Origin of the sequence: Streptomyces sp. NPDC090083, from assembly GCF_044747445.1 — a bacterium.
GTDB lineage: Bacteria > Actinomycetota > Actinomycetes > Streptomycetales > Streptomycetaceae > Streptomyces.
Map to the genome: position 1 here is coordinate 857,942 of NZ_JBIVED010000004.1, position 13,895 is coordinate 871,836.

General features: G+C 72.3%; 9 protein-coding genes and 1 pseudogene. 2 read left to right on the top strand and 8 right to left on the bottom strand.

What is annotated here, in order from left to right:
• Position 1: 1 nt before the first annotated feature.
• From ACIPTO_RS19040 to efeU, 3 genes are all read right to left on the bottom strand, one after another.
• Positions 2–1,162 carry a HoxN/HupN/NixA family nickel/cobalt transporter gene (locus tag ACIPTO_RS19040; RefSeq protein WP_366317273.1) on the bottom strand — a complete coding sequence of 387 codons (1,161 nt, stop codon included), beginning with the start codon at positions 1,160–1,162 and terminating at the stop codon, positions 2–4.
• A 147-nt stretch (positions 1,163–1,309) separates the two neighbouring features.
• On the bottom strand, positions 1,310–2,581 hold the full coding sequence (efeB, locus tag ACIPTO_RS19045) for an iron uptake transporter deferrochelatase/peroxidase subunit (RefSeq protein ID WP_401193487.1): 1,272 nt from the start codon (positions 2,579–2,581) through the stop codon (positions 1,310–1,312).
• Positions 2,582–2,727: 146 nt separating this feature from the next.
• Positions 2,728–4,752: an iron uptake transporter permease EfeU gene (gene efeU, locus ACIPTO_RS19050; RefSeq protein WP_401193489.1), complete on the bottom strand. Its 2,025-nt coding sequence runs from the start codon at positions 4,750–4,752 to the stop codon at positions 2,728–2,730.
• A 267-nt stretch (positions 4,753–5,019) separates the two neighbouring features.
• Here efeU and ACIPTO_RS19055 point away from each other — a divergent pair, with 267 nt between their 5' ends.
• Positions 5,020–5,625 (top strand): phosphatase PAP2 family protein, encoded by a 606-nt coding sequence (locus ACIPTO_RS19055; protein ID WP_401193491.1) that lies wholly within the window; start codon positions 5,020–5,022, stop codon positions 5,623–5,625.
• Entirely contained in the window at positions 5,622–6,308 is a 687-nt protein-coding gene (locus tag ACIPTO_RS19060) for a phosphatase PAP2 family protein (RefSeq protein ID WP_366317269.1), read from the top strand. The genes ACIPTO_RS19055 and ACIPTO_RS19060 overlap by 4 nt, the downstream gene beginning before the upstream one ends.
• Positions 6,309–6,499: 191 nt before the next feature.
• Here ACIPTO_RS19060 and ACIPTO_RS19065 read toward each other — a convergent pair.
• From ACIPTO_RS19065 to ACIPTO_RS19085, 5 genes and pseudogenes are all read right to left on the bottom strand, one after another.
• Positions 6,500–6,991 (bottom strand): annotated as a pseudogene (locus tag ACIPTO_RS19065) (ATP-binding protein); the annotation flags it as partial.
• 532 nt (positions 6,992–7,523) lie between these two features.
• Positions 7,524–9,626, bottom strand: coding sequence for a glycoside hydrolase family 36 protein (locus ACIPTO_RS19070; RefSeq protein WP_401193494.1), 2,103 nt, complete (start codon positions 9,624–9,626; stop codon positions 7,524–7,526).
• Between the two features lie 67 nt (positions 9,627–9,693).
• A complete protein-coding gene (prcB, locus tag ACIPTO_RS19075) occupies positions 9,694–10,548 on the bottom strand; it encodes a proteasome subunit beta (protein WP_366317265.1) in 855 nt (284 codons plus the stop codon).
• A gap of 72 nt (positions 10,549–10,620) precedes the next feature.
• Positions 10,621–11,568 (bottom strand): YbhN family protein, encoded by a 948-nt coding sequence (locus ACIPTO_RS19080; RefSeq protein ID WP_401193498.1) that lies wholly within the window; start codon positions 11,566–11,568, stop codon positions 10,621–10,623.
• Positions 11,569–11,656: 88 nt separating this feature from the next.
• Positions 11,657–13,153 (bottom strand): hypothetical protein, encoded by a 1,497-nt coding sequence (locus tag ACIPTO_RS19085; protein ID WP_366317261.1) that lies wholly within the window; start codon positions 13,151–13,153, stop codon positions 11,657–11,659.
• Positions 13,154–13,895: the final 742 nt, after the last annotated feature.

A 13,895-nucleotide genomic window follows, 5' to 3' on the forward strand; every position in this document is an offset into this window, starting at 1 on the left:
CCTATTCGGCGGGCTGTTCCGCCGGCCGGGCCAGGCTCGCCGTCCACTTGTCCTCGATGCGGCCGAACTTCCAGACCAGGAGGGCGACGATCCAGGTCGCGAAGAAGAGGCCGACGATGACGAAGCCGATGATGTTGAGGTCGAGGCCCGCGACCCAGTCCCAGAAGAAGCCATGCAGGTCGAGCTTCTCGGCGAACAGACCCAGGAGTTCGACCGTGCCGATGATCAGGGCGACGGCGACGGACAGGCCGGTGATCGTGAGGTTGTAGTAGACCTTGCGGACCGGCTTGGAGAAGGCCCAGCCGTAGGCGAAGTTCATGAACGTGCCGTCGATGGTGTCGAGCAGCGACATTCCGGCGGCGAACAGGACCGGCAGGCACAGGATCGCGTACCAGGGCAGGCCGGACGCGGCGCCGGAACCGGCGAGCACCAGCAGCGCGATCTCCGTCGCCGTGTCGAAGCCGAGGCCGAACAGCAGGCCCAGCGGATACATCTGCCAGGACTTGGTGATCGACTTCATGAAGCGGCCGAGGATGCGGTTCATGAAGCCGCGGTTGTTGAGCTGCTCCTCCAGCGCGGCTTCGTCGTAGTGCCCCGAGCGCATCTCGCGGAACACCTTCCAGATGCCGGCCAGGATGACGAGGTTGATGCCGGCGATGACGTAGAGGAAGGTGCCCGAGACGGTCGTACCGATGAGGCCGGTGACGTCGTGGAGCTGGGAGTCGTCGTCGCGGACCGGGTTGGCGAGGGCCTTGACGCCGAGGGAGAGCAGGAGGGTCAGGCCGAAGACGACGCTGGAGTGGCCGAGCGAGAACCAGAAGCCCACCGACAGCGGGCGCTTGCCCTCGCTCATCAGCTTCCGGGTCGTGTTGTCGATCGCCGCGATGTGGTCCGCGTCGAACGCGTGCCGCATGCCGAGTGTGTACGCGGTCACGCCCATGCCGATGCCGAAGGACTTCTCGCCGACGCTGTAGTGCCCCGGCGCGACGATCCACACGAGCGTGAACCAGCCGATGACGTGCAGGCCCAGGACGAAGGCCGCCATCCCGCCGACCCTGGTCCACTCCTGGCGCGTCATGGACGTACGGACGCGGAACCAGAGCGAGGGCTTCGCGCCGGCCGTGGCGGGGAGGGTCGGCGTGGATTCAGGGGCGGCCGTCATCTGGGAGGGTCTTTCTTCCGGGTACGGGGGTGGCTGCGCGGTTGCCGGGAGCAACCTTGTGCCATCCTCCCGTACCTGCAACCCGTTCGCAGTAACGGTCGGTAAAGTCCACGGCAGGTCTTGCCCAAAGACGGGAAAAGCGACTGGTCAGACCGCCATCATTCCCCGGCCGAGCCAGTCCTTGGCGTCCCTCGCACCCGGCAGCGCGTAGAAGTAGCCGCCGCCCGTCGGGGAGATGTAGTCGACGAGGGGCTCGTCGATCAGCCGGGTCTGGGTCGCCTCGAACTGCCGCTTCACGTCCTGCTGGTAGCAGCAGAAGACCAGGCCCATGTCGAGGTTGCCGACGGCGTCGACGCCCCGGTCGTAGTTGTAGCCGCGGCGCAGGATGCGCGAGGAGTCGGTGGCGGCGGTGCGCGGGTTGGCGAGGCGGATGTGGGCGTCGAGCGGGATCGCCGTGCCCTTGGGGTCCGCCGCGTAGTGCGGGATGTCCGTCTCCCGGGCGCCGTCCAGCGGGGCGCCGGTGTCCTTGCGGCGGCCGAACATCAGCTCCTGTTCGCTCAGCGAGACCCGGTCCCAGAACTCGACGAGCATGCGGATGATCCGGATCACCTGGTAGCTGCCGCCGCTCGCCCAGGCCGGCTCGCCCTGGCCGTCGCCGACCCAGATCAGCCGGCCGGTCTCGCGGGCGGACTTCACGTCCGGGTTGGCGATGCCGTCCTTGAAACCGAGCAGGTTGCGCTGGGTGCCGGTGGGGCGCGGGGTGTTCTGGAAGCCGTCGACGCGCCACTTGATCTGCATGCCGCCGCGGGTGTGCCGGGCGATGTCGCGCAGCGCGTGCAGCACCGTGTCCTGGCGGGCGCCGCACACCTGGAGCGACAGGTCGCCGTGGCACTCTGCGGCGCGCAGGTCGTCGTTCGGGAAGGTCCTCATCGGGGTCAGCCGGCGCGGCCTCGCCTTCGCGAGTCCGTAGCGGTCGTCGAAGAGGGACGCGCCCACGCCGACGGTGACCGTGAGGGCGTCGGCGGGTACGTCCGGCCCGAGAATGCCGTTGTCGGCGGGCGGTGCGCCGACGCCGAGGTCGGCGGGGGTGCCGCCGGAGGTGAGGAAGCGGGCGCGTTCGGTGATCGTCCGCAGCAGGTCGGTCAGTTCGGCCCGGTTGTCGGCGATGACGTCGAGGGAGACGAAGGTCGCGGCGGCCTGGGCGGGGGTGAGGATGCCGGCCTGGTGGGTGCCGTGGAAGGGGATCTCGCCGGCGTTCGCCGTGTCCGCCGCGCGCGCCTGCGTGCTCCCGCCGGTCTCGGCGAGCGCGAACGCCCCGCCCGCCAGCACCGCCCCGGCGGCCCCGGCACCGAGCGCCGTCCGGACGAACGAACGGCGACCGGCTCCGGCAGGACAGCGAGGGGTTTCGGCGGACGACATCGGAGGGGTCCCTTCACTGCGGGGGTTCTGGGTGGTGGGGTGGGGGTGGGGAACGCGGGTGCTGTCGGCACTCCGCGTGTTCCCGGCGCCGGGCGTGCGGTCGGCGCCACTCGTGCTCTGGGCGCCACTCGTGTTCTCGGTGCCCATCAGGCCGACTTCCTGATCTCCAGCAGGTCCGGCACCGGCGCCAGATCCTCCAGCAACTGCCCGGTGGCGCCGTCCAGTCGGGCCTTCGCGGTGCCGTCCAGTCGCTCGACCGGTGTCCACCTCCCGCCCCGGTGCGCCGAGTCGAGCAGCTTCTGAAGGCGGGCGATGTCCGCGTCGATGCCGGGGAGCAGCTTCGGGGACTCCTTGGTCAGGAGCGGCGCGAGTACGGTGAGCAGTTCGCGGGTGCCGGCGAGGTTGCTGTCGACGGTCGCGAGGTTGGTGCCGCTGCCCTCGTCGGTGTCACCGGTCAGCTCGAACTGCAGGGCGTTCTCCAGGATTTCGTGGGCCCGCAGCGGCAGGTCACCGGGGTCGAAGTCCTGGGTGGGGAACGCCTTGCGCAACCCCACGACAGCGGCGGCGAGTTGCTGCGCGGGCGCCGTCAACTCGCCCGCGGACCGCCCGTGCCACAGCCCGTACTCGATGCGGTGGAACCCGGCGAAGTCCTTGTCCTGGACTCCCCCGGCCAGCCCGTCGGCGCGGCCGTTGATCTTCTGGTCGAAGTCCTCGAAGGTGCCGTAGGCCGCGCCGAGGGAGGAGTAGGTGCGGTGCGCGGTGAGCCAGTCGGTGCGTGCCGCAGCGAGGTGGTCGCCGGCGATGTCGGCGCTGAGCCGCCGGGTCTGGGTGACGAGGGTGGCGAGGCCCTGGTCGACGTACACCTTGTAGGTCCTGAGCGGTGCGGCGAGGTCGCTCTCGGAGACGGGGACGACCGCCTTCACCGCGCCTCCCGCGCCGCTGACGTGGACCGTGGCGGAGGTGACGGCCTTCGCCCCGGTGGGCACGCAGCGCCAGGCGTACGAGCCGCCCGCGACGGTGGCGACGAGGTCCCGGGTGGTGCCGGGTGCGAGGCCCTCGACCTCGCCGTAGACGGCGCTGGTCGTCGGGTCGATGAGGTACACCTCGGCGGTCTTGTCGCCGGTGTTGTGCATCTGGAAGGTCTGCCGCCCGGTGTCGGGCGCGGTGAAGCCCTTGCCGCACTCCGTCTCGGAGACGGCCACCGTCTGCGAACCCGCGGGCTTGGGGCGGGAGACGGCGACGACGAGACCGGCCACGACGGCGGGTACGGCGACCACGGCGACCGGGAGCACCCAGACGGGGCGACCGCGCGGGGCCGGGACGGGTTCGCGCGCCTCGGAGGCCGCGGGCTCGGCCGGCTCGGCCTTCACCCCGCGGAGGAACAGGGGCATCACCACGGCGAGGTAGCCGACGTAGCCGATCACCTGGAGCCAGGTCATCGTGGGCATGAGGTTCAGGACGCCCTGGACGAGGGTGCTGTACCAGGAGCCCGCGTCGACGCTGCTGCCGAGGTCGAAGGCGTAGGCGGTCCGGCCGGGGAGGACGCCGCCCTCCTGGAGGTCGCGCAGGCCGTAGCCGAGGACACCGGCCGCGATGACGATGAGGACGGCGCCGGTGGCGGTGAAGAACTTCGTCAGGTTGATCCTGAGGACCCGGCGGTACAGGCCCCAGCAGAGGACCGTCGCGAGGACGAGGCCGATGGCGGCGCCGGTCAGGGGGCCGGAGGACTCGCCCGCCGCGCGGGCGGTGGTCCACAGGAATAGGGCCGTCTCCAGGCCCTCGCGGCCCACCGCGAGGAACGAGGTGAGCATCAGCACGCCCGCGCCCATGGTGAGCGCGCCGGTCACCTTCTCCTTGATCTCACCGGAGAAGGTGCGGGCCGAGCGGCGCATCCAGAACACCATCGCGGTGACGAAGGCGACCGCGATCACGCTGAGGAGACCGCCGAAGGCCTCCTGAGCGGTGGCGGTGAGGTTCGCCGCGGTGAAGGTGAGGACGGCGCCGAAGCTCATCGCGAGGGCGATCGCGGCCAGGACGCCCGTCCACACCTGCGGCAGACGGGACTTGGCGTCGGCGCGGACGAGGGTGGCGATCAGGATGGAAACGATGAGTCCCGCCTCCAGCCCCTCCCGCAGCCCGATCAGAAAACTCGGAAACGCGTCGTCCCACATCGGGTGCGACCCCTCCTGGTTAGTGCAGGCATGCCTTACTTCGCGGACCATCATGACTACATGCGTGTAGTCGGTCAGTCATGAAGTGGCAACGGACGGGCAAAACCGCGGAACTTTCCTCTCGCGCCCATCGTCTACAGTTGAGTAGACCGTCTACAGATTTGTAGTCATACTGGCGAAGGGGTTCACGACGATGACCACACTCTTGGACCCGGCGCCCCTGCTCGTCGCGGCCACGGCGGGCGCGCCCGGCGGGGAGGTGTGCGGATGATCCTCGTCGCCTTCCAGGGGTCGTCGATCGACGGCGAGGCCTACACGGACCTGGTCGACTCGGCCCACCGGGCGCCCGGTTGGCTGGACAGCACGGTGTCGGTGTGGTCGGCGTACGGGCTCGCGGTGTTCGCCGTGCTGATGGTCGTGGGCTGGTGGCGGGCGCGCCGGACCGGCGCGGAGGCGGCCGTGACGGCGCTGGCCGTGCCGGTGGTCGTGGTCGCCGCGTACGGCATCGACTCGCTGCTCAAGTCGGCGGTGCGGGAGAGCAGGCCCTGCCAGAGTCTTCGGGTGGTGACACTGGAGGCGTGCCCGGCGTCGGGCGACTGGTCCTTCCCCAGCAACCACGCCACGATCGCCGCGGCGGCGGCGGTCGCCCTGTTCTTCGTCTCCCGCCGCCTCGGCGCGGTCGCCGCCGTGGCCGCGCTCGCGATGGCGCTCTCCCGGGTCTGGGTGGGGGTGCACTATCCGCACGACGTCGTCGCGGGCCTGGCGGTCGGCGCGCTCCTGGCTCTCGGCGCGATGACGCTGCTCGGACGGCGACCGGAGTCCCTGGCCCGGCGGATCACGGCCGGCCGGCTGCGACCCCTGCTGGTGTCATGAAGCGCAAGGACGTCTCCGAGCTGGCGGGCAGCGTGGGCCTCGGCGCCTGGACCGCGTTCGGCGTACTGAGCATGGTCGTGATCGGACACGACGGCACCCCGCTGTTCGGGGACGAGGACGCGCTGTCCTGGTCCGTCGCACACCGCCCGGACATCGCGCCGGCGCTGGCCCGGGGCCTGACCGCGACCGGCACGGGCGTCGTCCCGTACGCGCTGGTGATCCTCGCGGCCCTCCTCACCGGCCGCACCACACGCCAACGCGTCCTCGCCGCGACCCTGGCCCCGGCCTGCCTCGCCACCGGCCAGGCCCTTCGCTACGGCGTGATGACCCTGATCTCCCGCCCGCGCCCGCCGGTGAGCGACTGGGCGGGGAGCGCCTCGGGATGGTCCTTCCCCTCCGGCCACACCACGACGGCGGCCCTCACCGCCGGACTGGTGATCCTCGCGATCCGCGTGCGCTCCCCGCACGGGAGAACCCCGCTCTGTCTGGCCGTCGGCTGCTGGGGCGTACTGGTGGGGCTGACCCGGGTGTATCTGGGCGTGCACTGGTTCACGGACGTCGTCGGCGGCTGGCTGTTCGCCGTCGGCTGGCTCGGCGTGTGCCTGTGCGCGGCGGCCTGGTGGGTGCCGACGCGCCTGATGTCCGAGGGGTCCCGAATATCGGGGGACCGCGCCCACTTGTAGCCGAGTTCAAGGGGAGACGGTGACCGACGGCCCGCACGCTCCCGCTCGGTGGCCTCGGCCCGCTCAGGAGGTGGCTCGGTGCGACCGTGCGGCTCCGGGGCCCGTGACCGGGGCGGGGCCGGAAGGTGTACGTCCTCCGCCGTCTCGCCGGTGCCGTCCGGTGTGCCGCGGTCCAGCTCGAACCAGACCTCCTTGCCGTCGTCGACGAGGCGGCTGCCCCAGCGATGGGCGAGCGCGTCGACCAGGAGCAGTCCACGGCCGTTCTCGCTGTCGGGGTCGACGTCGAGGCGGTCGTCGTCGCCGGACTGCCGGTGCGGCGGCCGGGGCAGGCGCCGGCGCTCGTCGGCGACCCCGCAGCGCAGGGTGGCGGCGCGGAGGGACAGGGTGAGCCGGTAGCGTCCGCCCGCGTGCACGACGGCGTTGGTGGCGAGTTCGCTGACCAGCAGTTCGGCGATGTCGACCAAGTCGTGGAGGCCGTACTCGGCGAACCATTCGCGGACGAGTCGCCTGGCCCGGCGGACCGAGGACTCTCCCGGACCCAGGATCGCGGTGCGGCTCTCGCCCACGGGCGGCAGGCCTCGTGGACGGTCGTTCGGCATGGTCGTTTCCCTTCGGCCCTGGGGCGTTCGACTCGCGAGAGGCGAGGCCGGCTCCGCCGTAGGACCCGGCCTCGTATCCACCATGCGTCCGCCCTGCCCTTCGGGGCGCGGGGGGAATTACCCGAATGCGTGGGCCGGTTCGTCGACCTGCCGGCGCGAGAGCCGTCTTCGTCCGGACGGTCCACCCCGCCTTCGGACCGTCACCGGACCGCGGCTCCACGAACTCGTGGCGCTCACGGGTCTGCCACAGCCCGTCCACCGGCCGTGCCTCACCAGTCGGCGGGCGACCGCCGGCCGCCCCGCCTCGGCGCTCTCCCGACGGCGGCCGGCGAAACGCGCCAGCCTGACGGGTGGGCCGACGCGCTGCCTTGTCACGGATACCCGCGCCATCGGTCCCGCCTCCGAAAGTGGACTCCGTGCACTGTAGGCGCGGGACGCGGACGAAGCATCCGCAGCCTGGCATTGCCACCTGAAGGTACTTTTCCGACCGGACATGCACGAAATCCGTCGCGCCACGATCACCCATGGATCAGGCGTGCACCCACGGCACGGGAGTCCCCCGGCCCACCGGGCAGCAGGACTCCACCGGCCGTACGACTCAGCCGGGATGTGCGACTCAGGCGGCGCTCAGACGGACCAGCGCGGTGGTGTTCGCGCGGGGCAGCGACACCGCCAACCGCCCCTCGGCCGCATCCCATTCGGCGCCCGCGTCCGAGGTCCCCGGATACAGCACGGTCGCGTGCACGGCGGCACCCCGCAGATGGGGGATCGTGAGCCGGCGACCGGTGTCGTCCGACCCCCGTCGCCACACCATCACGTACGACACGTCGTCGCCCCGCAGCCCGTGCGCGATCCAGCCGTCCTCCCACCCGGGCAGACCCAGCGGCCAGAACGGATGCGCCGTGCCGATCCCGCCCCGGATCTCCTTGTAGACGGAGACCGCCGAGCGGACGAGCGCGAACCGGGCGTCGTCCATGCGGTCGAGGAAGCCGGAGAGATGGACACGGCCGAGCAGCGGGCCGGTGAGGGTGAAGGCGATCTCGTCGAGCGTCTGGTCCGGCTGCGGATACGCCCACACCGCGGCCTGCTCCGGCGTCGCGCCGGTGGCGGCCGACGCGGTGATGGGCGGGTAGCGCAGCAGGTCCTGCTGGTCGCTGGTGGACTGGATTTGGGCCACGGCGAGTTGGGCGTAGTCCATGCGCAGACCGCCGGAGCCGCAGTTCTCCAGGACGAGTCGGGGATGCCGGTCGAGGAGTCCTGCCAGCCAGCCGAGGTGGGCGCGGTGGTGCCCGAGCAGTCCGGCGCCCGCGCTCTCGGTGCCGTTCTCCGTGCCCGGGCCGATGTTGATGTTGTAGTCGAGCTTCAGATAGCCGACGCCCCACTCCCCGACGAGCCGGTCCACGACCTCGTCGAGGTGGGCGCGGGCGGCCGGATGGCGCAGGTCGAGATGGTGTCGTCCGTGTTCCGTGACGCGCAGGCCGCCGCGCCGGAAGAACGCCTCGGGCGGCAGGGTGTCGGCCAACGGGCTGCGGACGCCCACGACTTCGGGTTCGAGCCAGAGGCCGGGCGTCATGCCGTGCTTCGTGATGGCGTCCAGGACTTCCTGGATGCCGCCCGGGAAACGGCGGGCCGCGGGCTCCCACGCGCCGACGGAGTCCCACCAGCCCTGGGCGTCGTCGTCGTACCATCCGGCGTCGATGACGAAGACCTCGGCGCCCGCGGCCGCCGCGGCCTCGACGAGGGGCAGGAGCCGTTCGGTGGTGGGGTCGCCCATCAGGGTGTTCATGTAGTCGTTGAAGATCACCGGGAGAGCGCGGTGGTCGGGGTGGTCGCGGCGGATGCTCCGGCGGTAGTCGGTGAGGACGCCGAACGCGGCGTCGAGGCCGCCGCTCCCGGTCCGGACGAGGACGGCGGGGACGGTGGTGAACTCCTCCCCGGGGTGGAGGAGTTGGTGCCACTGGTGGTGGGCGTCGTCCGGGCCGAACAGGGCGACGTAGGCGGCGCCGTCGCGTTCGCCGATCTCGTAGCGCCAGCCCGCGCTGGACTCGATCTGCCAGAGCCAGGCGGCGCCCTCCCGGTCGGTGAGGGCGGCGACGGGGAGGTGCCGGCCGGTGGACCAACTCCCCTGCGAGTGGCGCTCGAAGCAGCCGCGGCCCTCGTGCCCGTGCGCGGACCGGCTCAACGGCACGACGTGGTCGCGGAGTTCGGCGCGCCGCCACCGGCACTCGGCGAGCCAGTCGTTGTCCGCCCAGTGCAGGGTCCATCTGTCGAGCCCGTCCTCGGCGGTGGCCGAGGTGATCCCGCCGAGCGTCAGGGTCGTCACGCTCTCCAGCCGGAGCGGCTCCACACCCTCGTTGACCAGCCGCACCCGTGAGCGCAGATGGCCCGCGCCGACGCGGGTCTCCAGGGCTACCTCGGCGAGCAGTCCGGTCACGGGGTCCGTGAGCCGGATCGTCGTACGGTCGCCGTCCCCGTCCCGCACGGTCTCGTGGTCCCGATAGGCGAGACGGTCACCGATGGCCGTCTCGACGAACCGTTCCCCCGACCACAGGCGTCCGTGTCCCGTGGCGGTGACCTCGACGAGCGGCACCAGACTGCCCCGGTCCCGGCCGGGCGCGCCCAGCCGGACCGCTCCGGCGGCATCGACGACGGCGTGCAGTCCGAGCGCCGCGTGCGACCAGATACGGGACCCCTCGACCGCTCCTACGACACCGGTCAACGCGCTCTCCCCTTCCGGGACATCCTCGCCACCTCGGTACCACCCGGTCCCACGCCGTCGACCGGGTTCAGGGCGCGACGGTCGGTCCGTCCGGACGGCTGCGGCGGTGTTCGACCATCTCCCGGGTCAGGGCCTCGGTCTCCGACTCCGGGAGCCGTTCGAAACCGTCCTCGGTGATGACCGAAACGATGGGAAAGATACGGCGGTTGATGTCGGGGCCGCCGGTGGCCGAGTCGTCGTCGGCCGCGTCGTACAGCGCCTGGAGCGCGGTCAGGGCCGCGTCGCGCCGGGTCATGTCCTGGTGGAACAGCTTCTTCAGGGCGCCCCGGGCGTAGGGGGAACCGGAGCCCTCCGCGTGGAAGTCCGGTTTCTCGTAGGTGCCGCCGAGGACGTCGAAGGTGAAGATCCGGCCCTTGGCGCCCTCCTCGGCCGCGGGGTCGTAGCCGACGAGGAGCGGTACGACGGCGAGGCCCTGCATGGCCTGGTCCATGTTCTGGCGGAGCAGGCCCGCGAGGCGGGTGGCCTTGGCGGCGAGGGTCATCGGAGTGCCCTCGATCTTCTCGAAGTGCGTGAGCTCGACCTGGTAGAGCTTCACCATGTCGACGGCGAGACCGACCGTCCCGGCGAAGGCGACCGCGGTGTAGTCGTCGGCGGGGTGCACCTTCTCCAGGTCGCGCTGGGCGATGACATTGCCCATGGTGGCCCTGCGGTCGCCGGCGATCAGCACGCCGTCCCGGTAGGTGAGCGCCAACACCGTGGTGCCGTGCGGGAATTGGCCGGCTCCGGCGCGGACACCGGCCGGGAAGGGGCGGCGGGTGGGCAGCAGCGCGGGCCGGTGCGCGGCCAGGAACTCGGTGAAGGACGAGGTGCCGGGGGTGAGGAACTCGTCCGGCAGCCGGCCGCTGTCGTCGTGCTCTGTCATGCGACTCCCCCTCGCCCGTGGACGGATACCGGAGTCCTACCTGAACCCGCCGCACCGGAAACGCGGCGGAGGTCAGAGCGACTTGCGCCGGACCAGCATCCCGAGCACCAGCAGGCCCGGGACCAGCGGCAGCCACACGGTCAGCAGCCGGTACCCGATGACCACGGAAGCGGCGGCCGACGCCGTGGTCCCCGACTCGGTGAGCGCGAAGACCAGGGCGGCGTCGAGCGAGCCGATACCGCCCGGCGTGGGCAGCAGGGCCGCGGCGCTGCTGGCGGCGAGGTACAGGAGCGCCACCCGGGCCGGGGACAGCGGGAGTTCGACGGCCTGTGTGACACAGATCAGCACCAGGGAGTGCAGCGCGGCGAAGGCCAGCGAGCCGCCCCACAGGGCGACCGCCCGGTGCGGCCGGGCGTGCACGGCCCGGATGTCGCCCAGGACGGTGCCGAGCGCGCGCCGGCAGCGGGGCCACAGCGGGCAGTTGAGCAGCACGGTCACGAGGACGACGACCGCGAGGACGGCACCCAGCACGCCCACGGAGACGGGCGGGACGCGCAGCACACCGGGACAGACCGCGGCGAGGACACCGATGAGCACGATCCGGACGACCACGCCTGCCGTCGCCTTGACGGCGAGGGCGCTGGCCGAGCGGCCGACCGGCAGCCCACAGCGCATCAGGAACCGCAGGTTGACGGCACCGGCGCCGAGTCCTGCGGGCAGCACGTGGTTGGCGGCCGAGGCGGCGAGCTGTGCGGCCACCAGCCGTCCACCGGGCAGCCGTTGGGGCACGGCGCCCTGCTGGGCGAGCGCCGACGACACCCATGTCCCGAGCGCGGCCGTCGCCGCCACCAGCATCCATCCCTGGTCGGCGGCGGCCAGCCGCCCGGCCCCGCTCGCGAGAACGGGCCAGTGCCTTCGCACCAGGCAGACCACGGTCACGAGGACGGCCAGCGTCAACGCGGCCTGCCAGTAGGCGCGTTTGCGGGTGGATGCGGGCGTGAGGGCGGGCGGCGCCGTCATGCGCGACCGCCGTTCGCCGGGGCGGGGGTGATGCCGTGGGGGCTGGGATGCCCGTGTGCCGGCGTCGGGACGGTGAGGGAGCCTGCGGTCATCCGCCGTCACCGCCCCCTGTGCGCGGGGCGACGCGGAGGTCGAGGCCGTCGTAGCGGTGGGCGGGCCAGTCGTGGGCGTAGGCGGGCGGGCGGCTGCCGGCCGGTGTGAGGTCGGCGACCGGCATGCGGTGGGCCGTGCGGTCGATGGCCGTCCGGGTCGTGTTGGCGTTGTGTCCGCCGACGGCGGCGGAGGCGCAGCCCGCGGAGAAGGCGATCGGGATGGCGTCCTGGCCGGTGAGGAGGCAGGGTCTGCGCACGCCGAGGCGGTGGAGTTCGGCGGCGGTGCGGGACCAGGCGCGGTGCTGGGCGTTCGCACGGCTCACCGTGCGCTCCAGGACGGCGAGTTGGACCGCCAGATGCCCGGCGAGACCCACCACGAGCAGGGGCACGGCGACCCGGCGCCACGCCCCGGCCGGCGCGGTGACCAGGTGGACCAGGCCGTCGGCGACCGGGATCGCCACCAGCGCGTAGGCGGGCAGGAGGAAGCGCGGGGCCGCGTAGCCGATCATGAACAGGTACGGGAAGGCGGCCGTCGCGGCGGCCGCGAGCGGGACGAGGGTGGCCGCCGTGCGCCGGGCGCGGACCGCCACGACGAGGCCGACGACCGCGAGCACGGGGAGCGCGAGCCACCACAGGTCGACCGCGGGGTGGGGCATCGCCCCGGTGCACGGGCGGCACAGCACACGTCCGCCGAGGCTGCGCAGCTGGTCGACGACGGCGACATGCCAGCCCAGACCGCCCTCGATCGCCGAGGCCGCGTGCAGGCGCTCGGTCAGGCCGCCGTAACTGACGTACGCCTCGATCACCCATTCCAGGGCGCCGGACGCGAGCCCGGCGAGGAGGGCGACGAGCAGGCGCCAGTGGCGGACGGTCAGGGCGAGGACGAGCAGGGGCAGCGTCCCCCAGACCGCGTCGGTCGGCCGCATCCACGCCATCAGCGACGCGCTCGCCGCGAGGCCCCACAGCGCGGCCCGGTCGGAGCGGTCGGCCCAGGCGCGCAGACAGCAGCCGGTCGCGGCCAGGGCGCCGACGGCGACCCAGTAGTTGGGCATGGCCTGCGGGCCGTAGAAGAGGGTCACCCAGAGGGAGGCGAACAGGGCGCCCGCCAGGGCGAGGACGCGGACGGGGAACAGGCCGCGCCAGGCGCGGAGGGCGAGGTACAGGGCCAGGCCCGCGAGGACGGCGAGGTACACGCGCAGCACCGGGGTGGACGAGGACCAGGAGGTGACGGGGGCGACCAGGAGGGAGATGCCTCGGGCACGGGGTGCGCTGAAGAAGGCGGCGGGGGCGTGCGCGCTGAGCTGGCTGACGTAGACCGTCTCGTCCCAGCCGAGGCCCAGTCCGGGGCGTACGAGCACCAGTTGGGCGAGGGTGAAGGCTCCGGCGACCGCCGCGAGGGGGCCCGCGACGCGCGGGTACTCCGATCGGCGGGACGCGGTCGGCGGTCCGATCCGTCGCGTCCCGGCGAGTGTGGCGTACGCACTGCCGGACATTGCCCACCCCTCCCCCTACAGTTTGTAGGGTTTCCAGCACCCTACAGCGCGTAGGAGCGGCGACGTCGGGAGCCTGTGGAAACACGGACAAATTACCGCGCGACGGGCGGGGCCGGGGGCTCTGATTCGGCCAAGCGAATGACGGCCCCCGACGACGGCGACGCGTTCCCGGGGCGGTCTCCCGCGGTCCGCCGGACTCCGGGCCGCCCGCCCATCTTCGACTCCTGAAGCCGCCGCGCGAGATCCGCGGGCGGCAGCGACGGCCGTCGGCCGGGCGGCCGGACCCGCTCTCCGGCACCCTCTGCGCAGAACCGCAGCTCAACCGGACGGAGCCGCGCCCGACCGGCCTCCTGAGAGCGCTCCGCGACGCGGCGGAGCCCGGTTCGGACCAGCTCCGGGGCTCCAAAGGACGTCGCCAGTGGGTCCGCGGTTCAACGGATCACGTTGAAGCCATTGACGCATGAACGACCGCGCCGGACACTCCTGCATTGACACGGCGATCCCTGCCCGGCGAACGGCCAACTCGGTTCATTCCCGGACGAGATGACGGATCGTCGGCACTCTGCCGCGCGCACCACCGGGATCCACCGTGCGGCGGCACCGACACCGAGGAGGACAGCGCACACCGCGAACCCATGATCCTCCTGAGAGCGCTCTCACACGCATCGGCAGACCGTGCCGACAGGACCCGCTGACGCCATCGCCCGCATGTCCCGGGGCACTCGACGAACGGCGGAGACGA